At 63.6% G+C, this 22,379-nt stretch carries 16 protein-coding genes; 11 read left to right on the top strand and 5 right to left on the bottom strand.

What is annotated here, in order from left to right:
• Nucleotides 1-117: 117 nt before the first annotated feature.
• From ACXHGZ_RS11895 to ACXHGZ_RS11885, 3 genes are all read left to right on the top strand, one after another.
• Nucleotides 118-828, top strand: coding sequence for a YebC/PmpR family DNA-binding transcriptional regulator (locus ACXHGZ_RS11895; protein ID WP_224456075.1), 711 nt, complete (start codon nt 118-120; stop codon nt 826-828).
• A gap of 111 nt (nt 829-939) precedes the next feature.
• Entirely contained in the window at nt 940-1,884 is a 945-nt protein-coding gene (locus tag ACXHGZ_RS11890; protein WP_480460012.1) for a LysR family transcriptional regulator, read from the top strand.
• Between the two features lie 198 nt (nt 1,885-2,082).
• Nucleotides 2,083-3,495: a DOPA decarboxylase gene (locus ACXHGZ_RS11885; protein WP_480460011.1), complete on the top strand. Its 1,413-nt coding sequence runs from the start codon at nt 2,083-2,085 to the stop codon at nt 3,493-3,495.
• 177 nt (nt 3,496-3,672) lie between these two features.
• Here the strand turns inward: ACXHGZ_RS11885 and ACXHGZ_RS11880 are convergent, their stop codons facing one another.
• Nucleotides 3,673-4,167, bottom strand: coding sequence for a hypothetical protein (locus ACXHGZ_RS11880; RefSeq protein WP_480460010.1), 495 nt, complete (start codon nt 4,165-4,167; stop codon nt 3,673-3,675).
• A gap of 39 nt (nt 4,168-4,206) precedes the next feature.
• Between ACXHGZ_RS11880 and ACXHGZ_RS11875 the strand changes: the two genes are divergently transcribed.
• Nucleotides 4,207-11,439, top strand: coding sequence for a Tc toxin subunit A-related protein (locus tag ACXHGZ_RS11875; protein WP_480460009.1), 7,233 nt, complete (start codon nt 4,207-4,209; stop codon nt 11,437-11,439).
• Nucleotides 11,440-11,536: 97 nt separating this feature from the next.
• On the top strand, nt 11,537-12,208 hold the full coding sequence (locus ACXHGZ_RS11870) for a TetR/AcrR family transcriptional regulator (protein WP_084859053.1): 672 nt from the start codon (nt 11,537-11,539) through the stop codon (nt 12,206-12,208).
• Between the two features lie 17 nt (nt 12,209-12,225).
• On the opposite strand, the gene ACXHGZ_RS11865 is transcribed toward ACXHGZ_RS11870, so the two are convergent.
• Nucleotides 12,226-13,233 (bottom strand): GlxA family transcriptional regulator, encoded by a 1,008-nt coding sequence (locus ACXHGZ_RS11865; RefSeq protein ID WP_480460008.1) that lies wholly within the window; start codon nt 13,231-13,233, stop codon nt 12,226-12,228.
• Between the two features lie 145 nt (nt 13,234-13,378).
• Between ACXHGZ_RS11865 and ACXHGZ_RS11860 the strand changes: the two genes are divergently transcribed.
• The 3 genes from ACXHGZ_RS11860 (at nt 13,379) to katG (ending at nt 17,211) form a co-directional block, all read left to right on the top strand.
• The gene (locus tag ACXHGZ_RS11860; RefSeq protein ID WP_084859055.1) at nt 13,379-13,591 is read left to right on the top strand and encodes a PLD nuclease N-terminal domain-containing protein; all 213 of its coding nucleotides are present in this window, start codon (nt 13,379-13,381) and stop codon (nt 13,589-13,591) included.
• Between the two features lie 326 nt (nt 13,592-13,917).
• Nucleotides 13,918-14,796 carry a DMT family transporter gene (locus ACXHGZ_RS11855; RefSeq protein WP_480460007.1) on the top strand — a complete coding sequence of 293 codons (879 nt, stop codon included), beginning with the start codon at nt 13,918-13,920 and terminating at the stop codon, nt 14,794-14,796.
• Between the two features lie 162 nt (nt 14,797-14,958).
• Nucleotides 14,959-17,211 (top strand): catalase/peroxidase HPI, encoded by a 2,253-nt coding sequence (gene katG, locus ACXHGZ_RS11850; protein ID WP_480460005.1) that lies wholly within the window; start codon nt 14,959-14,961, stop codon nt 17,209-17,211.
• A 72-nt stretch (nt 17,212-17,283) separates the two neighbouring features.
• On the opposite strand, the gene ACXHGZ_RS11845 is transcribed toward katG, so the two are convergent.
• The 3 genes from ACXHGZ_RS11845 to ACXHGZ_RS11835 all read right to left on the bottom strand — a co-directional run bounded on the left by ACXHGZ_RS11845 (nt 17,284) and on the right by ACXHGZ_RS11835 (nt 19,952).
• A complete protein-coding gene (locus ACXHGZ_RS11845) occupies nt 17,284-17,811 on the bottom strand; it encodes an HvfX family Cu-binding RiPP maturation protein (RefSeq protein ID WP_368829565.1) in 528 nt (175 codons plus the stop codon).
• Nucleotides 17,812-17,928: 117 nt separating this feature from the next.
• Nucleotides 17,929-19,215: an ATP-binding protein gene (locus tag ACXHGZ_RS11840; RefSeq protein WP_480460004.1), complete on the bottom strand. Its 1,287-nt coding sequence runs from the start codon at nt 19,213-19,215 to the stop codon at nt 17,929-17,931.
• Nucleotides 19,212-19,952, bottom strand: coding sequence for a response regulator (locus ACXHGZ_RS11835; RefSeq protein WP_480460003.1), 741 nt, complete (start codon nt 19,950-19,952; stop codon nt 19,212-19,214). Before ACXHGZ_RS11835 ends, ACXHGZ_RS11840 begins: the two co-directional genes overlap by 4 nt.
• A 210-nt stretch (nt 19,953-20,162) precedes the next feature.
• Between ACXHGZ_RS11835 and ACXHGZ_RS11830 the strand changes: the two genes are divergently transcribed.
• From ACXHGZ_RS11830 to ACXHGZ_RS11820, 3 genes are all read left to right on the top strand, one after another.
• Nucleotides 20,163-20,435 carry a DUF2790 domain-containing protein gene (locus tag ACXHGZ_RS11830; protein WP_084859061.1) on the top strand — a complete coding sequence of 91 codons (273 nt, stop codon included), beginning with the start codon at nt 20,163-20,165 and terminating at the stop codon, nt 20,433-20,435.
• The gene (locus tag ACXHGZ_RS11825; protein ID WP_480460002.1) at nt 20,425-20,955 is read left to right on the top strand and encodes a thioredoxin family protein; all 531 of its coding nucleotides are present in this window, start codon (nt 20,425-20,427) and stop codon (nt 20,953-20,955) included. Before ACXHGZ_RS11830 ends, ACXHGZ_RS11825 begins: the two co-directional genes overlap by 11 nt.
• Nucleotides 20,956-21,187: 232 nt before the next feature.
• Nucleotides 21,188-22,363, top strand: coding sequence for a TolC family protein (locus tag ACXHGZ_RS11820; protein WP_480464046.1), 1,176 nt, complete (start codon nt 21,188-21,190; stop codon nt 22,361-22,363).
• Nucleotides 22,364-22,379 lie beyond the last annotated feature (16 nt).

The following is a 22,379-nucleotide window of genomic DNA, read 5'->3' as shown; positions in this document are numbered from 1 at the left end:
TGATCGCGGGGCCTGTGTCGAGATTTCTTGTCGATCCAACCGGCGAGGGCGTATAAACTGCTCCCACTTTTTGGCCGGTCGCTTCCTGAACCGGCCGCTGAAACAAAGAGAGTCGACATGGGCGCACAGTGGAAAGCCAAGCATAAAGAAGCCGCAGCCAACGCCAAGGGCAAGATCATGGGCAAGCTGGCCAAGGAAATTCAGATCGCTGCCAAGTCCGGCGCCGACCCGGACATGAACCCGCGCCTGCGCCTGGCCGTGGAACAGGCCAAGAAGGCCTCGATGACCCGTGAAACCCTCGAGCGCGCCATCCGCAAGGGCGCAGGCCTGGACGGCGACTCGGTGCAGTATCACGCAGTGACCTATGAAGGGTTCGCCCCGCACCAGGTGCCGCTGATCGTCGAATGCCTGACCGACAACATCAACCGTACCGTCGCCGAGATCCGCGTGGCCTTCCGCAAGGGCCAGCTCGGTGCCAGCGGCTCGGTCGCCTGGGACTTCAACCATGTCGGCTTGATCGAGGCGACACCCAACGGCGATGCCGACCCTGAACTTGCCGCCATCGAGGCCGGTGCCCAGGACTTCGAGGAAGGCGAGGAAGAGGGGGCGACCCTGTTCATCACCGACACCACCGACCTGGACGCCGTGCAGAAGGCCCTGCCGGAGCACGGCTTCACCGTAATCTCGGCGAAGATCGGCTACACCCCGAAGAACCCGGTCAGCGCAGCCAGCCTGAGCGCCGAGGCCCTGGCCGAGGTCGAGGCCTTCCTCGAGGCCATCGACAACCATGACGACGTACAGAACGTCTATGTCGGCCTGACGGACTGATCCACGGGCCCCCATCACGGGGCAAGCCCGCTCCCGCAGGTCTATTGCAGCCCTAGTGGGAGCGGGCTTGCCCCGCGATCGAGGGCGCCGTCCTCGCCGGACCCCTCATCGATGAATCCCACCTTCGCCTCCCTCAGCCTCGCGCACCTGCGCACCCTCGACTGCCTCTTGCAGCTGAAGAACCTCAGCCGCGCCGCTGAGCGTCTGGGCTGCAGCCAGTCGGCCTTGAGCCGGCAATTGGCCAATCTGCGCGACGCCTTCGACGATCCCTTGCTGGTACGCCAAGGCCGCGGCTACGTGCTCAGCGAGCATGCCGAGTCGTTGGTCGAGCCCCTGCGCCAAGTGCTGGAAGAATTGCAAGCCCTGCGCCAACCGGCGGTCTTCGACCCGGCGCGCTGCGAGCGACGATTCTGCCTGGCGGCCTCGGACTATGTGGCCGAGCACATGCTGCCATTGCTGGTAACGGCCCTGGAGCGCGAAGCGCCCGGCGTCACCCTGGAGTATCGCACCTGGCAGGCGGGGCAATACGCCTTGCTGGCCAGCGGCGAGATCGACCTGGCCACCACCTTGTTCGACGAGTCGCCGCCCAATCTGCACGGGCGCTTGCTGGGCGAGGACCGGGCAGTATGCCTGATGCGCCAGGATCACCCATTGACTGCCCATGCCAGCGTAAGCCAGGACGACTACCTGGCGTTCAAGCATGTGCGCATTTCAGGCGGTGGCGACAAGGACAGTTTCATCGACCGGCACCTGCGCGCTCAGGGCTTGCAGCGACGGATCGGCCTGCAGGTGCCGTTCTTCTGCGCCGCGGTGCAGGTGATCAGCAACGGCCAGGCCCTGGCCACGGTGCCCGAGCACATTGCCCGTCAGCTGTGCCGCTTGCACCCGCTGGCCTGGCGGCCACTGGGTTTCATTGCCCATACCCAGCGCTACTGGGTGGTCTGGCATCAGCGACTGCAGGCCTCGGCCGAGCACCGTTGGTTGCGCAATCGGGTATTCGAGTTGTGGCGCCAGTCGCAGTTCGGTGTGCACGGCGGGCATGCGCCTTCGCCATAGCAGCTATGCGCCAAGCGGGGTTCTTTGCGCAGGGAGAGGGCGCCTAGACTCTCGGTACGACGCAGGTCCAATCGCGGGACAAGCCCGCTCCTACAAACGAATCGCTGCCCCATGGGTCGGCCGCCGGTTTTTTTGTAGGAGCGGGCTTGCCCCGCGATTGGGCCTGCACTGACCACCAAGATGCCCAGGAGCGCGCCCATGACCCCAGAAGACTTCCGCAAATACGGCCACCAACTGATCGACCTGATTGCCGACTACCGCCAAGGCGTCGCCGAGCGTCCGGTCATGGCCCAGGTCGAGCCTGGCTACCTCAAGGCCGCGTTGCCCGCGGCGGCTCCGCAACAGGGCGAGCCGTTCGAGGCGATCCTCGCCGATGTCGACAAGCTGCTGATGCCTGGCCTGTCCCACTGGCAACATCCGGACTTCTACGGCTATTTCCCCTCCAACGGTACCTTGTCGTCGGTGCTGGGCGATTTTCTCAGCACCGGCCTGGGCGTGCTGGGCCTGTCGTGGCAGTCCAGCCCGGCGCTGAGCGAGCTGGAGGAAACCACCCTCGACTGGCTACGCCAGCTGCTGGGGCTATCCGCGCACTGGAGCGGGGTGATCCAGGACACCGCGTCCACCAGCACCTTGGTCGCGTTGATCTGTGCACGTGAGCGGGCCACCGACTACGCCCTGGTGCGTGGCGGGTTGCAGGCCCAGGAGAAACCCCTGGTGGTCTATGTCAGTGCTCATGCCCATAGCTCGGTGGACAAGGCCGCGCTGCTGGCCGGCTTCGGTCGCCAGAACATTCGCCTGATCCCCACCGACGAATGTTTCGCCATGCGTCCGGAGGCGCTGCAGGCCGCTATCGAGGAAGACCTGGCCGCTGGTAACCAACCCTGTGCCGTCGTCGCCACGACCGGTACCACGGCCACCACCGCGCTCGACCCATTGGCCGCGATCGGTGCCATTACCCAGGCGCACCAGCTGTGGTTGCATGTCGATTCGGCCATGGCGGGCTCGGCGATGATCCTGCCCGAATGCCGTTGGATGTGGGAAGGCATCGAGCTGGCCGACTCGGTGGTGGTCAATGCCCACAAGTGGTTGGGCGTGGCCTTCGATTGCTCGATCTACTACGTGCGCGACCCCCAGCACCTGATTCGGGTGATGAGCACCAACCCCAGCTACCTGCAGTCGACCGTGGACGGGGAGGTGAAGAACCTGCGTGATTGGGGTATCCCCTTGGGGCGCCGGTTCCGTGCCCTGAAGCTGTGGTTCATGCTGCGCAGTGAAGGCATCGAGGCCCTGCAGCAACGTTTGCGCCGCGACCTGGACAACGCCCGATGGCTGGCCGAGCAGATCGAAGCCACACCAGGGTGGGAGCTGCTGGCGCCCGTACAGCTGCAGACCCTGTGTATTCGCCATCGACCAACGGGGCTGGAAGGTGAAGCACTGGATGCACATACCCGCGCCTGGGCGGATCGGCTCAATGGCTCCGGCAATGCCTATGTGACGCCGGCGATGCTGGATGGGCGTTGGATGGTGCGGATATCGGTGGGCGCACTGCCGACCGAGCGGGCGCATGTGGAACGGTTATGGGCGAACCTGCAAGGTATCGTCAAGGCTTGAGCCCATGTTGGTTTGCCTGAACGCAGGCATAGGCACCAGCTGGCCTGGTGATCGGGTTGCCCAGCAGCCCGGTCACCCCGCAGCGATTACCCGTGCAGCAATGACGTTTATCTGCTGTGAAAGAGATTCTTCAATACACCTGTTACTTCTGCCAGTTAGTACCGGTGCCGTCCTTGGCTACCATCCGTATCGCTGGTTGAGAGGTTGAATGTAGCGGCTCAATACAGGGAAGAACGGGTGGTTCGATGCCCGGTTTAATTGTATGGACGAATGAGAGGATATGTGATCAGGATGAACTAACGCCCCGTGCACTTCACAGGGCAAACAGTCAAATGTTTTTACCGGCACCGTCAGCGGTGTTGTCCTTTCTTCGCCCCCGCCTTTTTTCCTCCGTTGTAATGTCTGGTGTGTGCGACGGAACTGCGCCTCCTTCAATAAAAAATTATTTGCTTCAGGCGAGCGCCTTGCCTGTACAGGGTCGACACATTGTTGGGCTTCGGCCGACGGCCGTGTCAGGGGGCGTGCCTGCTCATGATTAAATGAGGCTGGATTATGTCGCGGAAAGAATTTGATGTATCCGCTGCCGTCGATCTGACGGCGGCGGCTGGGTTGCGCGCTTGCGCGGAACTGCATGCCGAGCTGGGCACGGAACTCACCTTGTGCCAGTTGCACACGTTGCACCAGGCCGCCCGCAAGGCATGCAACGATGCTTTGATAAACGAGAAAAAGATCCTGACTAGAGCCTCGCCGCTATTGCCCCAGGCGATCAAGCTCGGCATCCAGCATCCGGATGTTTCGTTGCACGACTACAAAGAGTGGTTCGGCGGCCGCGCAGCGAAGTTCGCCGCCCCGGGCAGCGTCGCCTCGATGTTCTCGCCAGCGGCCTACCTGGTGACGCTGTACCGGGAAGCGAAAAAACTCTACCCCGAAGGCAGCGCCTGGCATATCGACACACGTCGCCCTGACCTGAAGCACCTGGTGCTCAGCCAGGTGAACCTGGATACACCGGTCAGTGCCCTGAGCCTGTCCAACGCCATCCTGCTGGAGCGGCTGGGTGAATACGGCGATACCCTCAAAGACTTGTCGAGCCACGTCGGCTTCGGGGCCACGCCCTATCACCACCAGCACACTCGCCTGCGCCAGGCCTACCGCCTGAAAGACCCGGATTCCAAGCACCTGTGGGCGGCGCCCGACGTTGCCAAGCACGTCGAGGCGCCCTCGCTGGCGGGGCTCGGCCATGATATCCCACCCGCCCTGTACCGGCTGTTGACCGATGAGATCACCGATGAAGACGTCGACGAGCAGTTCGCGACGTATTTCCCCGGCACCGTGCCGGAGGACATGCTGCGCCCAGCCCGCTTGCGCGACTGGTTCGGCTTGAGCGACCAGGCCCTGAAGGCCTTCATCGGCGGCGGCGCCCAGGTCGAGGACGAGCGCTGGGGGTCGCAGACCAACGTCTCGGAACTGCTCAATACCGAAGGCGTCATCTACCAGCTGGGCGTCGGTTCGGCCAGCCCGGCGATTCACTACGCCTACCTGTTCTTCCTGGGCGGCGACCGCTGGCAGCTGAGCTTCAGCCTCAAGGAGACCGGGGCGATCGAGTTCATTCTGGAGGAAGTGCACCACCTGAGGTTGTTCCCCGGGATGCTGAAGGTCGATGCCTTCGCGCCGGACAAAGACTACAGCTATGAATTCGACTGGAAGGGGCCGAACGAAGGCCGTTCCTATGCCACCTACAGGGTCAAGTTCACCGCCGAGGCCGATCAGGGCCATGTGCTGAGTGCCCGTTTCGTCACCCCGAAGCTGACGCCGGCACGGTTCCTGCTCAGGCTCAACAAGGTGATCAGGCTGCACAAGGCCACAGGCCTGGGGGCCGAGGCGCTGGAGGGCATCCTGCACAGCGTGGACCCGGTGGCCATCAGCGAGCGGTCGCTGGCGGTGCTGACGCAGACCGTGCGTTTGGCCAAGCGCTACGCCATCCCCCATGAGCAGGCGCTGGTCATGGGCCGGCAACTGATCGCGGCGAGTGCTCGCGCCGGCGAGCTGAGCCAGTACGACCGGCTGTTCAACGACCCGGCGCTGGTCGAAGGCGGGCTGGACCCGGAAAACTACGTCGTGATCGACCTGCGCCCCGGCAAGGCCTCGGAGCAGGCCGCTATCAAGGCCACGCTCAAGCGTGCCTGCCAGGTCGACGACGAAGGGCTGTACCAACTGGGCCGCTTCCTTGCGCTGGCGCCAAAAACGCAGGCCAGCGACGCGGACGGCGATGAGGTGCGCTTCGACACCACGCTCGACAAGTTGTCCGGCCTCTATACCCTGAGCCTGTGGGCCCGCCTGCACGGCCTGGCGCCTGGCGAGCTGGGACTGTTGCTGGAGACCTTCGGCGCACCACGGGACCTGAGCGCAGCTCCGGTCGAGGAATGGTTGCGTTTGCTGGGCTGTGTGGAGCGTTTGTCGAGCTGGCTGCAGGCCCAGGGCTGGACCGTGGCAGACCTGGTGCTGATGACCCGGGGCGTGGACGATATTCCACCGAGCCCCGAGATCAGCAACCTGATCAAGGAAATGCAAGCGGCGATCGCCAATGCACCGTTCCCCGAGGCGGCAGAGGGCGAAGCCCCCGTGGAGCCGGACACCGACGATTACCTGCGCGCGCTGAGCTCACTGATCGCCTCGACCTTTGGCCTGAGCGGTGAAACCGCGGCCCGGGCCCTGCTGATCTGGGCGGACCGTGGCAAGCCCGGTGGGCTTTCGCTGCAAGAGGTGGGCGAGCGTCTGGAGCCGGAAGAGCCAGAGGCGTCGGAAGAGCCGGAAGAGCCAGAAGAACCGGAAGAGCCAGAAGAACCTTACGACCCGGTAGCCGATCCTCAGATAATCGCCTTCACCTACGGCCTGGCGCAAATGGCGCTGATCGTGCACGCCAGCGGCGTGACCGCCGACGTGCTGGCCGTGCTGGTGGAACAGCCCCATTTGCTCGCCGGAACCGTGGACAACATCGAGCCCAGGCTGACCACCCTGCAGCGCAGCGTGGCCACGGTCGTGGCCCTGACGGACTTCAGCACCTGGCTGAAAGCACGACCGGAGTCGGCCAGCGCGCTGATGGCCGCGCTGACGGACACAGGCGTACCGCCCGCGCTGCTGGCCAAGGCCACCGGCCAGGCAGAAGGGCTGGTCGCCGAGGCCGCCAGGCAGGCCGCCTTGAAGAAGGATGTTGCAGACGCCTCGGCCCTGGCCAATTGGCAGGAGATCGCCGTGGTCCGGCAATGGGCCGACCTGGCGACAACGCTGGGTGTCCAGCCCGCAAACCTGGCGGAGTTGCTGGTGTTCCCGCAGGAGTGGGATGAATGGCAAGCCCTGGCGGACAGTTTCGAAGCGGGGCTGAGCCCGTCGCAGGTCAAGCGGGCGCAGGCAGCCAGCGAGGAGCCGTTGAGCAAGGCACTGGCCGGTGTGCTGGCGGCGCGGGCCAACCTGGGCGTGGAAACGCTGAACCAGCACCTGCTGCTCGACAGCCTGAACAGTGCCCAGGTGACCACCTCGCGCATCGCCGAGGCGATGGCGGCGCTGCAGCTGTTCATCCACCGCACCTTGTCGGAGCCTGAAGACAAGAACGCCCTGGTCACCGCCGTGCTGGACCGGCCCTTCTTCCGCGACTGGACCCGCTGGAACGCCCGCTACGCCACCTGGTCGGCCGGGCAGATGCTGATGTACTACCCGGAGAACTACATCGACCCGACCGTGCGCCTGGGCCAGACCAAGGCGATGGACGACATGCTGCAGGTGCTGGGGCAGGCACAGATCAACGGCGAAACGGTGGGCGATGCCTTCCACGGCTACCTCAGTGCTTTCGAGGAAGTGGCCAACCTGGAGACGATCAGCGGCTACTACAACGGCCGGGAGCCGCAGACCCATGATGAATCGTTGGGCAAGACCTGGTTCATCGGGCGCAGCCGCGGCGAGCCGCGGGAGTACTGGTGGCGGACGGTGGACGAGAGCAAGCGTGACAAAGACACCGGTGCGCTGCCGGCCAACGCCTGGCGCGGCTGGACGAAGATCGATCTGGCGCCCCAGGTGGTGGGCCGGCTGATCCGGCCGGTGATCTACCGTGAGCGGCTGTACCTGATGTGGGTGGAGCGGCAGGAGAATATCCTGACCCGCGACGAGGAGGGCAAGCCCGACAAGAAGGAACATGTGTGGTCGTACAAGCTGGCGTGGTTGCGCTATGACGGGACCTGGAGCGCACCGCTGGACTACCCGATGCCGGCCGAGGTGGTGGAACAGATTGAATGCGCAGAGGGCTCGAGTTGTAAAAAGATCGATATAGAAAAACTGTCGTTGTTCCTGGCCTATGCTCCGGCGCTGAATATACTCGTGGCAGGCCTTTATGAGCAGACCGGCGCCTTGCTCAGAGTCTTTGGCGGTATCGAGATCCAGGAAACACTAAGTTGCAAGCAAAGGGACCTAGGCGACTTCAGTGCTGACCTGGTGCAGAACAGGCATTGGTTGGATAGCGGTAGCCATGCCGGATTGTGCGCCATGCTGTATAGAACAGGGCAGGTTGTGGAGGACGGAATTGTTGTCAGCTCGGGCATACCGAAAAAATTCAAGTCGTTCGATATCGCCAATGCGAAAGTGAAGGCCATTGATACATCGGCTGACAAGGCGGATAGCTATAGCCTTTACCTCGACACGACCTTGTCGGTCGAAGCCCGGCGTCCGGCAATTGAAAATCCGTGGATGACGGCATTGGTCGGGGAATATGCGCAGCTCAAACAGGAAACCCGGAAACTGAGGGTATTGGTGCGAGGGCCGAAGGGGGCGTTCTTGTTACGTGAGGAACAAGGACAATACTGGGCGTACTTCTGTGTCGACGCTATACATTTATCAGAGTGTTTTCCTGCCCATAATCGGTACATCCACTCTGTTTGTGATGTGCCGCTGCCGGATGAAGCGCAAGAGCTCAACAATGGCGAGGCGCCTGAAGGACGTTATCGTTTTGCACGGTTTCGGATCAATATCGATTACTGGTTGCCCGGAATCAACATAAAATTCGGTTTGGCCACCGGTGGCGGTGGCTATACCGATGCAATCAATGTCGCGCAGTTGTTGCAACATCCGGGTGAGGCTGACACTGTCGTGCCGGCGGAGTACGCAGACCCATTAGGGAAAGTGCTAGGTCAGGATGTGAAGCGTGTCGTCAAGCGCGCCAATGGACAGGATGGCATCACTGAATCAGCGGAGAACGACTTCGATCTGGCGCAGGGCATGCAGCAGGTCAAGTTTACCAGTGTACTGGCCGTCGGCATGACGTCGGACTGGACAGATCAGAAACAGGCCTCGCATCTGCTACGTCTTCAATTTGGCGAGGGCTATACCCGAGACTGGCGAATCAATCTAATCCGCAAGAGCGATGGCTCGGAAGATGGCGATGAACGCTCTCAATGGCTGGCTCAGCTCGAAGAGGTTTCCGTAAATACCGCCTACATCGACGAGACCAGCGAGGGTGCCCAGTACTTCAAACGCGGCACCTGGGTTACCCGGCTCAATACGCTGTTCGCCCGCCAACTCACCGAGCGTGCGGTGCTGGGGATCGACAGCATCCTGAGCTACGAGACCCAACAGATCCGCGAGCCCGAAATCGAGGGCAGTGGCCCCCGTCCGATGATGGATTTTGGCGGTGCCAACGCGCTGTATTTCTGGGAACTGTTCTACTACACGCCGATGATGGTGATGCAGCGCTTCCTGCAGGAAGAGCGTTTCGACCTGGCCGAGCAATGGCTCAAGTACATTTTCAACCCGGCTGGCTACACGGTGAATGGCCATTACACGCCGCGCCTGTGGAACGTGCGCCCGCTGGAAGAGGACACCGCCTGGAACGACGAGCCACTGGAGGTGCTGGACCCGGACGCAGTAGCGCAGAACGATCCGATGCACTACAAGCTCAATGCCTTCATGCGCTTGTTGGACATCACCCTGGGCCGTGGCGATGCGGCGTATCGCAAGCTCGAGCGCGACACCCTGAGCGAAGCGAAGGTGTGGTACCAGCGCGCCTTGCGCCTGCTGGGCGACGAGCCCTGGATCGAGCCGAACACCGACTGGGACGACCCGCAGCTGGGCGAGGTGGCTGCGCAACAAGTGCTCGACGATCGGCTGGATGCCTTGGCGATGATGGCCGAAGGCATACGCGCCGAGGATGTGGCGCAGCTGCGCGCGATGGGGTCGGCCCGCGCCGTGGCGGGCAGGACGCTGTTCCTGCCCGAGGCCAACCGCATGCTGCTCGACTACTGGGAAGCGCTGCGCATCCGCCTGTACAACCTGCGGCACAACCTGACGCTGGACGGCCAGCCCTTGAACCTGCCGCTGTATGCCACGCCGGCCGACCCGAAGGCGCTATGGGCCGACGCGGTGGCCGCCGAGGCGGGCGGGGCCAATGCCTTGCCGACCATCGACAACGTGCCGGCGTTGCGCTTCATTCCGCTGATGGAAGGGGCACGGACCATGGCGTCCCACCTCATGCTGTTCGGCAATGCCATGCGGCTCATTCTCGAGCGCCAGGATGCCGAAGGGTTGCTGGAACTGCTCAGTACCCAAGGGGTGGAACTGGCGGCCAGAAGCGTGGAGCTGCAAGAGCAGGCCCTCAAGGAGCTGGATGTTGAACGCAAACGTATAACGGCGCTTATGGAGGTCGCCCGGACGCGCCGGGACCATTACCGCTCCCTGTATGACGAGAACATGAACACAGGTGAAAAACTGGCACTAGGTTTCGCCCAAACGAGAAAAGCCTTGACCGGCGTTTGGGGATCGCTCGCCGTGACGGCGGGACTGGTGAATACATTCCCGAATGTTTTCGGCACATCCAACGGTGGTGGACGTCCCAGCGGCCCACTGCAGGCGGCAGGGACGGTTGCTGGCCTGACGATGACCGGCTTGGAGATCGCCAGCGAGACGATCGATAAATGCGAGGCCTATCGACGTCGGCGCCAGGACTGGGAGATTCAGTACAAGAATGCCGCAGGATTCATGGCGGCATTCCAGGTGCAACTGGAAGCGCTGACGGTGCGTGAAACCTCTATCAACCTGCAGATCGCCCACGCGCGGTCCCAAGAGATGAATGCTCAGGTACAACTTGCTTACCATCAAGGCAAGGCGACCAGCAAAGCACTGTACAGTTGGTTGCGCGCGCGCCTGGCAAGTATCTTTTATACCTACTACGACCTGACGGTTACGCGCTGCCTGATGGCGCAGAAGGCGTTGCAATGGGAAATGGGTGACAACACCCGCTACCTGCGCACGGGCACTTGGAATGGCGCTTGGTCGGGGCTGTTGTGCGGAGAGGGGCTGATGTTGGCGTTGGGGCAGATGGAGGATGCCTGGGTGAGATGGCAAAAGCGTGAGTTGGAGGTGACCCGCGACGTGTCGCTGGCCAAGGTCTTCGATGGCAAGCTTCTCGTGGATGAGGAGGCAGTCAAGCTGCAGGATGCCATTCAGAGCGTGCAGGACGGAAAGGAGATCGGTTGCACGCTTCCGCTGGGCAGTTTGACGTTCGAGTCGAACAAGCTGTCTATACAGTTCGGCCTCAAGGATCTGGGCTTGGCGCAAGAGTTCGAAGACGGCATATGCCGCATTCGTCGCATAGCGGTGAGCCTTGACGGGCCGCATGTCGAATCTTCCGAGCAGGTCCGGGCGCGTTTGATGACCAACTACCTCGGCTTGCCGTCCGGTTGCCACCAAAGCGTCATATCCCATGCCCGCAAGGACGACGGTCTATTCTCTCAGGAGGGCGGCAACGCGGCCACCCGATGGTTGCCGTTCGAAGGGCTGCCTATCGCGTCGGCCAATGACGAGGATGACAAGACGTTACTGAGTCTGACCTTCGCCGATGCCAAGGATCAGCAGGTACTGAAAGAGCTAAGCGACATTACCTTGCACATCCAGTTCACCGTCCGCTGACACCTTAGGGAGGGCACACAGGTGCCCTCCCGCTTCCCTGTACGGCCCCGCTCGCGGATAATCCCACGTCATTGAAGACAACAGCCTGCGAGTGGGTATGAGTGATTCGGTAGTCAATCTCGGGCAATCCGGGATCGAAGGGGAGCGCAAGCCGCGCAAGCACAACCCCGAGAAAACGCGCGAGGACATCCTCCAGGCCGCCATCCATGAGTTCGTGCAGCAAGGCCTTGCCGGTGCGCGGGTCGATGCCATCGCCGAGCGCACCGCCACCTCCAAGCGCATGATCTACTACTACTTCGGCAGCAAGGAGCAGTTGTACATCGAGTGCCTGGTCAAGCTCTACGGCGACATCCGCAAGACCGAGCACAGCCTTGACCTGGAGTCGCTGCCGGCCGTACAGGCCATCGAACGTGTGGTGGACTTCACCTTCGACCACCATGACCATAATGTCGATTTCGTGCGCATCGTCTGCACCGAGAACATCCACTACGGCGAGTACATCAAGCAATCACCGGCGATTCGCGAAATGAGCAGCCTCGTGCTGCAAGGGCTGGCCCGCACCCTGCAACGAGGTGTGGAAGAGGGCGTGTTCCGGCCAGGCATCGACGTCATCGACCTGCACATGCTGATGAGCTCGTTCTGCTTCTACCGCGTGTCCAACCGGCATACCTTCGGCGAGCTCTTCCAGATCGACCTCTGCGAGCAGGAGGTCAAGCGGCGCCACAAGCAGATGATTCGCGAAGCGGTCTTGGGTTACATCCGTGCTTGAACGGGCTGCCAGCGGCCTCACTCGCCCAGGCGCTGCTCCCGTGATGGCGGGTAGCCGAAATAGGCCGCATAGCACTTGCTGAAGTGCGATACCGAGACGAAACCGCAGGCGACCGCGACTTCCATTACCGAGAGGTCGGAATATTGCAGCAACCGACGACTCTTGGTGATGCGCAGTTCCATGTAGTAGCGCCGCGGCGAGGTGCCGAGCTGGGCCTGGAACAGGCGGTCGATCTGGCGCCGTGAGCGGCCACTGTAGGCGGCGAGCTGGTCCAGGCTGAGGGTTTCCTCGAGGTTGTTCTCCATCAGCTCGACGATGGTACGCAAGTGCAGGCTCATGGACTTCTTCGCCCCAGGGCCAACCTGGCGATAGCGGGCCCCGGAGAACGACAGGATTTCCTCGACACCTTCGGCCAGTGCGTCGCCGTAGAGACGTCGAACCAGGCCGAGCATCAGCTCCATGGCGCCATTGGGGCTGGCGGCGGTGAGCCGGTCCCGGTCCAGGGTGAAGCTGGCCGGTGTGAGGCGGGTCTGTGGGCTGCGTTCAGCCAGGCTGGCACGCTGTTCAGGGTGAATGCTGCAGCCGTAGTCGTCCAGCACACCTGCGCGGCCAAGGAACCAGGCGCCGTTCCACAAGCCGCCCAGCGCCATGCCATGGGCTGCGCAGTCGCCCAGCATGCGGTCGAGTTCAGGGTATTTGAGTGGCGTGCGCAAGCCGCCGCAGATCACCAGCAGGTCCAGCTCCTTCAGGCTGGCTGCATCGAGTTCGCTGGCCACCAGCTCCAGGCCCAGGTCGCTGAGCACCCGGTCGCCCTTGGGTGAGAGCGGGTTGAAGCGGAAGCTATCGGCACGCAGCAGGTTGGCGGTGACCAGCACGTCCATCGCCACGGTAAAACTGGCCATGGAGAAGTGTTCGAGAAGGACGAAGTCGACTCGATAGGGCACCTGGCCGTTACCGGAGGCGGATTTTAGCCGCAGCATGTTGCTGGTGCTGGTCTTCTGGCTGAACTGACGTGGCGTGGACACTGCTGACTCCGACTCCTGGCTGGCCCGATGAGTTTGCTGGGAGCGTGAGGGAAAGACAACTGGATCGCACGCGCGGGCAGGATCGGACTGAACCCTGGCGGCTGGCTGGCACCCAAAGCACTACATGCCTATTGGGAGAGCGCTCATGGAAATCGGAACGATCTGGATCATTCTCGCAGCCATTCTGATCCTCTTGGAGATCTTCGCCATCTGGCACATCATCGGCAGCGACCGGCGCGCTGAACGGAAGATGCTATGGATCGTCTTCGTGGTCTACGTACCCTTGCCCGGCTTGATCGTCTGGGCCTGGATGGGGCCTCGGGCCGTGAAGGGGCGGGCGGTGCTCGAGGAAAAATAGAACACCAGGGGCTGATGCCTGTCAGTCAAGGACACGGAACGCTGCACGCCCTATCGCCGGCAAGCCGGCTCTCATAGAACAACGCATGACCATTTGATTTGCGGCACCCTGTGGGAGCGGGCTTGTCCCGCGATTAGGCCGGGCCCGATATCACCGCCGCCTGGCAAGGGCTTCGCCCTTGATCGCGGGACAAGCCCGCTCCCACAGGGGCAAGGCATTACAGGTTTCGCATCCTGGCACATCTCTTCTAGAATCCGCACAGTAAACCCGCCGACCGACCGGCCGTGCGGTTCCCGGCGCGAGTGTGCGCCACCGCCGAGAATGCCATGAGTGCCAGTACCCCGCTGTCCGGAGTCAACCAACCGCTGCGCGGCATCGCCCTGGTGGTGGTGGCGACTTTCCTGTTCGCCAGCCACGACGCCCTTTCCAAATTCCTGGGCGGCCTGTACCCGATCATCATGGTGGTCTGGGCACGCTACCTGGTACATACCCTGCTGATGGCCGGGATCTTCCTTCCCAAGGCCGGTATGGCTGTATTGCGCACGCGCCGCCCGGTCTTGCAGACGTTGCGTGCGCTGAGCCTGTTGAGCACGAGTTTGCTGTTCACCACAGGCCTGCAGTACCTGCCTTTGGCCGAAGCGACATCCGTCAACTTTCTCGCTCCGGTGCTGGTCACCGCGCTTTCGGTGCCGCTGCTCAAGGAGCGCGTCAGCGTCGGCCAGTGGGTAGCGGTGGTGATGGGCTTTATCGGCGTGCTGGTCGTGGTGCACCCTGGGGGGGCGATGTTCACGCCGGCGATCCTGTTCCCCTTTGGGTCGGCCCTGGGCTTTTGCTTCTACCAATTGCTGACCCGAAAGCTGGCCGTCTACGACAGCCCAACCACCAGCAACTTCTTCGCCGGGCTGTGCAATACCTTGATCCTGAGCGTGCTGGTGCCGTTCTTCTGGCACGCGCCGCAATGGAAGCACGTCGTCTTGATGCTGGCCCTCGGCGGCTGCGGCATGACCGCGCACCTGTTGCTGACCCAGGCCTTCCGGCTGGCCGCCCCGGCATTGCTGGCACCTTTCAGCTATTGCCAGATCGTCTTCGCCGGCTTGCTGGGGCTGCTGATCTTCGGCCAGGTGCCGGATATCGCCAGCCTGGTGGGCATCGCCATCATCTGCCTGAGTGGTTTGGGGGCGGCCTGGATGCAACGCGGCAAGTGACAATGCTGCTGACAGTTTTGGCCTATCGACCCTAGACAATTGCCCTATTAGAAACCTGGCTGCGCTCGGCTAGGCTTCACTCTGCCCCAAGAAAACGGCATGCAGGCATGGGCAGGGACACCCCTGATGCCTGTTCCACTTCCGTGCGAAAGGTACACGCAGATGTCGAACGAATCGAAATGCCCGTTTCATCAGACCGCCGGTGGCGGCACGAGCAACCGTGACTGGTGGCCCGATCAGCTGAACCTGCGGATCCTCCATCAACATTCGTCCAAGTCCGACCCGATGGACCCGGACTTCGACTATGCCAAGGCGTTCAAACAACTCGATTTCCAGGCCCTCAAGCAAGACCTGCGAGCCTTGATGACCGACTCCCAGGACTGGTGGCCCGCGGACTTCGGCCACTATGGCCCGCTGTTCATCCGCATGGCCTGGCACAGTGCTGGCACCTACCGTATCGGCGACGGCCGGGGTGGCGCAGGCTCCGGCCAGCAGCGTTTCGCCCCGCTCAACAGCTGGCCGGACAACGTCAGCCTGGACAAGGCCCGACGCTTGCTATGGCCGATCAAGCAGAAGTACGGGCGCAACATTTCCTGGGCCGACCTGATCGTGTTGACGGGCAATGTGGCCCTGGAATCCATGGGTTTCAAGACCTTCGGCTTCTCCGGTGGGCGCGCCGATGTGTGGGAGCCGGATGAAGATGTGTATTGGGGCTCGGAAAAGGTCTGGCTGGGCGGTGACACCCGTTACGGCAAGGCGCAACCCCCCGGCAAGGGCGACCTGGTGGCCGAACCGCAGAAGCACGAAGAAGAACAAGGGCGCGCCCTGGGCGGCGAGCGAAACCTGGAAAACCCCTTGGCCGCCGTGCAGATGGGGCTGATCTACGTCAACCCGGAAGGCCCCGAGGGTAACCCCGACCCGGTGGCTTCCGGCAAGGACATCCGTGAGACCTTCGGCCGCATGGCCATGAATGATGAGGAGACCGTGGCCCTGATCGCCGGCGGCCATGCATTCGGCAAGACCCACGGTGCAGGCCCTGCCGACAACGTCGGGCCCGAGCCAGAAGCGGCAGGCCTGGAGTTGCAGGGGCTGGGTTGGCAAAACAGCTACGGCACCGGCAAGGGCGGCGACACCATCACCAGCGGCCTGGAAGTGACCTGGACTTCGACCCCGACGAAGTGGAGCAACGAATACCTGGAGAACCTGTTCAACTACGACTGGGAACTGACCAAAAGCCCCGCCGGCGCCCACCAGTGGCGGCCGAAGAACGGTGCCGGAGCAGGGCGGATTCCCGACGCCCATGACCCTGGCAAACGCCATGCGCCATCGATGCTCACCTCCGACCTGGCCCTGCGTTTCGACCCGATCTACGAGCCCATCGCCCGTCGCTTCAAGGAACACCCCGAGCAGCTGGCCGATGCCTTCGCCCGTGCCTGGTACAAGCTCATCCACCGGGACATGGGCCCTTTGGCGCGTTATCTGGGGCCGGAGATGCCCAAAGAGGAGCTGCTCTGGCAGGACCCGATCCCGAAAGTCGACCACCCGCTGGTGAACGAGCAGGACATCGCCATCCTCAAGGCCAAGGTCCTGGCCTCGGGGCTCAGCGTGGCGGAACTGGTGTCCACCGCCTGGGCCGCAGCTTCGACCTTCCGTGGCTCGGACAAGCGCGGCGGCGCCAACGGCGGGCGACTGCGCCTGGCACCGCAGAGGTTCTGGGCGGCCAACCAACCTGAGCAATTGGACAAGGTGTTGCAGGCATTGGAGAGGATCCAGGGCGAATTCAATGCCTTGGGCAAGCGGATTTCCCTGGCCGATCTGATCGTGCTCGCAGGTAGCGCCGCAGTTGAAAAAGCCGCCAGGGACGCCGGGCATGACGTCAACGTGCCGTTCAGGCCCGGGCGCATGGATGCCTCCCAGGCGCAGACCGACGTTGAATCCTTCGGTGTACTCGAGCCGTTGGCCGATGGTTTCCGCAATTTCTCCAAGGCGCGCTACAGCGTCAAGGCCGAGAAACTGTTGTTGGACAAGGCCCAGTTGCTGACGCTCACCGCTCCTGAAATGACCGTGCTGGTCGGCGGCCTGCGGGTGCTGGGGGCCAATACCGGTGGCAGCGCGCATGGCGTGTTCACCCACAGGCCTGGCACGCTGAGCAACGACTTCTTCTGCAACCTGCTGGACATGGGGGTGGAGTGGAAACCCACCTCGGCGGACAACGAGACCTTCGAGGGCCGTGACCGCAAGACCGGCCAACTGAAATGGACGGGCACCCGGGTCGACCTGGTGTTCGGCTCCCATGCCCAGCTGCGCGCCCTGGCCGAGGTGTACGGCAGCAGCGATGGAGGGGGCAAGTTCGTCAAGGACTTCGTCGCGGCATGGGTCAAGGTCATGGAGCTCGATCGCTTCGACCTGAGGTGATCGCCGGCAAGTGCGCCAACGAGCGACGCGATCGCGGGGTTGCCCCGCGATCGCGCTGCGCGCAGAACAGCTCTAGCCCACCGTCGCGGTGCGGCCCGCCAGGCGCAGCCGACGCCACAGCCAGTGGTCCAGGCTCAGGCGGCCTGCGCCCTTGAGCAGCAGTGGCAGCAAGGCCACGAGGTAGATCAGCGGCAGCTTGAAGTTGCCGTAGCCCTGATCGGTGATCACATAGCCCCGGGCCAGCTCGGCGAGGGTCGACCAATGCTCCGGCCAATGCACGGCGGCTATCGCCACCACGGTGACCACCATCAGCACCGCCGAGGCCAGGCGAGTGCCCAGGCCAAGCAACAGCAACAGCGGGCAGATCAGCTCCGCCCACAGCGAGAGCTGCCAGTTCAAGCCCGCAGGCAGCTCGTTGAATGGAAACGGAAAGCTCGACTGCAGGTCGGTGAACCAGTTGGCGCCATTGAATTTCTCAAGGCCGGACTCGAAGAACTCCCAGGCCAGGAACAGGCGCAGGGGCAGGTCAGCGCCCCAGCTGGCGACGCGATCGAGCAGGGTGAGTGGTTTCCAGCCTGAGGGGTGGGCGAGGGTGTTCATCAGCAGGTCTCCCGAATATGCAGTGTGTACGCAAGTGTGCTGGAGTGGCGTATCTGCAATGTGTCGGGCGGGCAGTGGTTATGTATCTTCGTGTAGATCGGTGCCGCTCAGGGCGCCTCATGTCAACTCGATTTGCGCGCACAACCCACCTGCCGGGCGATTGGTCAAGGTCAGGCGCCCACCCATGGCCTGGGTCAGCTGATGGGCGATGGCCAACCCCAGGCCGGTCCCGCCAGTGCTGCGGTTGCGCGAGCCCTCGACGCGGTAGAAGGGCTTGAGTACCTCCTCGAGCTCTGCAGCCGGAATGCCGGGGCCTTCGTCCAGAACGCGAATGAAGGTACGGGTGCCTGCGTGCTCGACCTCAAGCTGTGCCGCCCCAGCGAACTTCAGGGCGTTGTCCACCAGGTTCACCAATACCCGGCGCAGGGCATGGGGGCGGGTCTGCAGGGTGACGTTGGTGGCACCGAGGCATTCGACCTTCGCGCCGCTGTCCTGGTAGTCGAACACCAGGCTGTCGAGAAAGGCGTCGAGCTTGACCCGGCAGGGCGCCTCGGTGCTGCTGTCCATGCTGCGGGCATAGGCGACGCCTTCGCGCACCAGGTGCTCCATGGCCGTCAGGTCGCTCCACAGCTTGTCCTTCTCCGTGCCATCGTCCATGACCTCGACACGCAGTTTCATGCGCGTGATCGGGGTTTGCAGGTCATGGGAAATGGCCGCCAGCAGCTGCATGCGTTCCTTGAGGTAGGCGGCGATGCGAGCCTGTAGCGCATTGAACGCCACGGCGGCATAGCGCACCTCCCGTGGGCCGCTTTCGTCCAGTTGCGGGCCTGGCTTGTCCGGGTCCAGGTCGTCCACTGCCCGGGCCAGGCGGGTCAGAGGGCGGATGGCCAGGCGCACCGCGAGCCAGGTGCAGACCAACAACACCGCCAGCTGGATCAACAGCACCACAGGCAACCACTTGGCCACTGGCACGCCGGAAGGCGTGACGTCGAGGGTCAGGGGGGCGCCGTCGGCCAGGCGCAGGTGTACCTGGAAATGTGGAGTAGGGCCTGGAATCTCGAGGAAGGTCAGGCGGTAGTCCCGGCCGATCGCCTTGACGATGGACTCGGCGGCCATGGGTGGGTCTTCGCTGGGCATGGCCTGGCCGCCGAGGCCTTGGCCCAACTGGTAGCGATAGCTGTGGCGCTGCAGGCGGGGCAGCCAGGCGGCACGTTCCTCGGCCGGTAGGCGGTCGAGGATGGCCACCGATGTGGCGACGTCCTGCTCCAGGTTGCTCAGCATCATCGAGCGGCTGCTGACATAGCGCTCGTAGAACTGCAGGCTGAACGACAGGCCATAGGCCAGCACCAGGCCGGTGAGGAAGATCAGGGCCAGGCGCGACGCCAGGGTACGCGGCCACCTCATGCGGGCGACTCGAGCAATTGCACGGGCAGGGAGAACACATAGCCTTCGCTGCGCACGGTCTTGATGCAGTTGGGCTCGCGGGCGTCGTCGCCCAGGCGCTGGCGCAGGCGGCTGACCAGCAGGTCGATGGAGCGGTCGAAGATGTCCGCTTCACGGCCCTGGGTGAGGTTGAGCAGTTGCTCGCGGCTGAGCACCCGCTGCGGGTGGTCGAGGAACACCCGCAGCAGGCGGTATTCGGCGCCGCTCAGGGCCACCAGCGTGCCGTCATTGTCGAGCAGGTGGCGGGCTGTGGTGTCCAGCCGCCATTGGCCGAAGCCGATCAGCCGGCTGCTTTCGCTGATGGTCAGATTCGGCGGCAGCATGCGGGTACGGCGCAGCACGGCGTTGATCCGGGCCAGCAGCTCACGGGCCGAGAAGGGTTTGGTCAGGTAGTCGTCGGCGCCCATCTCGAGGCCGATGATGCGGTCGGTCTCGTCGTTGCGGGCAGTCAACATCAGCACCGGGGTGTTGCGGTGCTTGCCGGCGCGCAGTTCGCGGCACAGCAGCAGGCCGTCATCGCCCGGCATCATGATGTCGAGCACCACCAGGTCGACGGTATTGTTCTCCAGGAAGGCTCGCATCTGTCGGCCATCGGCAACGATGCTGGTACGCAGGCCGTTCTTCTTCAGGTAGTTGCCGACCAGTTCGCGGATCTCGCGGTCGTCGTCGACGATCAGGATGTGATCGACGTGTTCCATCGCAGGGTTCCTGTACGAGTAAAGATGCAGGCAAGTGTACCGAGCGTCGCAGTGCTTGCCTGCCGGGGTTTGTATTGCAGTGTATCTGCCTATGGCAGGGATACAGGAAAATGCACACCTGGCCCTGTGCAGACACATCCGCGATACCCAGCAGGCCTGTAATGGCTCTCGACCGGGGAACCCACTCCCCATTTGCACAGGAGAGATGCCATGACCTTCAAGACTTTTGCCAATGCAGCCCTGTTCGCGTTGTTCGGCGTTGCCGCCATTTCCGCCCAGGCCAGCAGCGAACCGATGAGCGACAGCGTGATGCAGTATCGCTATGGCGACCGGCTGGACGTGCAGAAAGTGCTGTCGATCAAGGATGACCAGAGCAATGCCTGCGGCGTGGTGAATACGCGCATGGACTACCTCGATTCCCATGGCCGTAGACAAAGCCTGGAGTATCGTACTTACGCCACCGGGGGCTGCCATGACAACTGACCGACGCCGGTGGCTGAAGGTTGCTGGGTGGGGGCTGGGCCTGCTGGGGCTTGGCCTGGCGGGCTACCTGGCAGCCCAGGGCAGGGAGAAGCCCATGCCCTCGCTGGCCGGTGCCAGCCAATGGCTCAATTCGCCGCCGTTGGACGATGCCGCCCTCAAGGGCAAGGTGGTGCTGGTGGATTTCTGGACCTGGGACTGCGTGAACTGCCAGCGCAGCCTGCCTCACGTCGATGACTGGGCCCGGCGCTACGCCGACCAGGGCTTGGTGGTGGTAGGGGTGCACACCCCGGAGTACGACTATGAGCATGACCTGGGCACCCTGCGCGAGAAGGTGGCCAGGCTCGGCATCGGCTACCCGGTCGCCGTGGACAACGACTACCGGGTCTGGAACGCCTGGGGCAACCAGTTCTGGCCTGCGCACTATTTCGTCGATCGCCAGGGGCAGGTGCGCCATGTGCATTTCGGTGAGGGTGACTATGCCGGACAGGAGCGCGTGATCCAGGCACTGCTGGCGGAATGACCTCGTCGGGTAGGCGGCGGCCTTTTCGACTGCAATCGCGGGGCAGCCAACCGATCAGGCTGGTGCTTTCTTGCAAAATTGTAATGTTCATGCCACCGCGACGATAGGCGCCCCGCCCTAGAGTCCCTCGCCAAGCTTTCCGACGCTTGTCGACGAGGACCTCACCGTGCCGTGCAACCGTGCCACACCCCGCAATGCTGCCTTGTTTGGCCTGCTACTGGCCTTGCTTGCCATGCCGCAGCTACAGGCAGCGCAAGGCTTGAGCCTGCCCCAGGCGCTCGACGCCGCTTTCGCCCAGAACCCCGAACTGGCCGCCGCTGGCCGTGAAATCGGTATCGCCGAGGGCGAGCGGCGCCAGGCCGGGCTGATCCCCAACCCTGAATTGTCCTGGGAGGTCGAAGACACCCGCCGCGACACCAGCACCACCACCGTGACCCTCAGCCAGGCCCTGGAACTCGGCGGCAAACGTGGTGCACGGATCGAGCTGGCCAGCGCCGGCCAGAGCGTTGCGCAGCTCGAACTCGAGCGCCAGCGCAACGGCCTGCGCGCCGATGTGGTCCAGGCCTTCCATGCCGCGCTGCGGGCGCAGACCGCGCTGGAGCTGGCGCAGCAGTCCCAGGCCTTGACCGAGCGCGGCCTGCAGGTGGTGCAGGGGCGGGTCAAGGCCGGCCAGTCCTCACCGGTCGAGGTCACCCGTGCCCAGGTACAGTTGGCCCAGGCACGTGCCCAGGTGCGCCGTGCCGAGTCCCAGCGTACGGTCGCCTACCAGGCCTTGGCGCGCCTGACCGGCAGCCCGTTGGCCTCCTTCGACCGCCTCGATGCCAGCCACCTGTCGCCAGGGCCTGCGCCCCGTGCCGAGGCCTTGCTCGACAAGATTGCCCGAACCGCCGAATGGCGCCTGGCCGAGGCGCAGATCCAGCGGGGCGAGGCGGCTTTGGGCTCGGAGAAGGCCCAGCGCATCCCCGACCTCACGGTGAGCCTGGGCAGCCAGTACAGCCGCGAAGACCGCGAACGGGTGAACGTGGTTGGCCTGTCGATGCCGCTGCCTTTGTTCGATCGCAACCAGGGCAACGTGCTGGCTGCCGCCCGGCGTGCCGACCAGGCCCGCGACCTGCGCAACGCCGTCGAACTGCGCCTGCGCAGCGACACACGTAGCGCCGTCAGCCAGTGGGCCGCCGCCATGGAGGACGTGCAAGCCTACGACCGCACCATCCTGCCGTCGGCCCAGCAGGCGGTCGACACCGCCACGCGAGGGTTCGAAATGGGCAAGTTCGGCTTCCTCGATGTGCTCGACGCCCAGCGCACGCTGATCGAGGCGCGCGGGCTGTACCTGGATGCCCTGGCCTCGGCTACCGATGCCAGGGCGCAGGTGGAACGTATCTATGGCGATCTGGGTGAGGGGTTCTGATTGGCGCTGCGTTGCA

Source organism: Pseudomonas shiyinii (assembly GCF_056725765.1).
Note: the sequence above shows the minus strand (reverse complement) of the source record. Positions and strands in the feature narration are given on the sequence as shown.

Coding starts and splice junctions, on each gene's coding strand:
- ACXHGZ_RS11820 (WP_480464046.1), top strand. CDS start 21,188: ATGCCGCAGCTACAGGCAGCGCAAGGCTTGAGCCTGCCCCAGGCGCTC.
- ACXHGZ_RS11855 (WP_480460007.1), top strand. CDS start 13,918: ATGAGTGCCAGTACCCCGCTGTCCGGAGTCAACCAACCGCTGCGCGGC.
- ACXHGZ_RS11830 (WP_084859061.1), top strand. CDS start 20,163: ATGACCTTCAAGACTTTTGCCAATGCAGCCCTGTTCGCGTTGTTCGGC.
- ACXHGZ_RS11860 (WP_084859055.1), top strand. CDS start 13,379: ATGGAAATCGGAACGATCTGGATCATTCTCGCAGCCATTCTGATCCTC.
- ACXHGZ_RS11895 (WP_224456075.1), top strand. CDS start 118: ATGGGCGCACAGTGGAAAGCCAAGCATAAAGAAGCCGCAGCCAACGCC.
- ACXHGZ_RS11870 (WP_084859053.1), top strand. CDS start 11,537: ATGAGTGATTCGGTAGTCAATCTCGGGCAATCCGGGATCGAAGGGGAG.
- ACXHGZ_RS11845 (WP_368829565.1), bottom strand. CDS start 17,811: ATGAACACCCTCGCCCACCCCTCAGGCTGGAAACCACTCACCCTGCTC.
- katG (WP_480460005.1), top strand. CDS start 14,959: ATGTCGAACGAATCGAAATGCCCGTTTCATCAGACCGCCGGTGGCGGC.
- ACXHGZ_RS11840 (WP_480460004.1), bottom strand. CDS start 19,215: ATGAGGTGGCCGCGTACCCTGGCGTCGCGCCTGGCCCTGATCTTCCTC.
- ACXHGZ_RS11825 (WP_480460002.1), top strand. CDS start 20,425: ATGACAACTGACCGACGCCGGTGGCTGAAGGTTGCTGGGTGGGGGCTG.
- ACXHGZ_RS11885 (WP_480460011.1), top strand. CDS start 2,083: ATGACCCCAGAAGACTTCCGCAAATACGGCCACCAACTGATCGACCTG.
- ACXHGZ_RS11835 (WP_480460003.1), bottom strand. CDS start 19,952: ATGGAACACGTCGATCACATCCTGATCGTCGACGACGACCGCGAGATC.
- ACXHGZ_RS11890 (WP_480460012.1), top strand. CDS start 940: ATGAATCCCACCTTCGCCTCCCTCAGCCTCGCGCACCTGCGCACCCTC.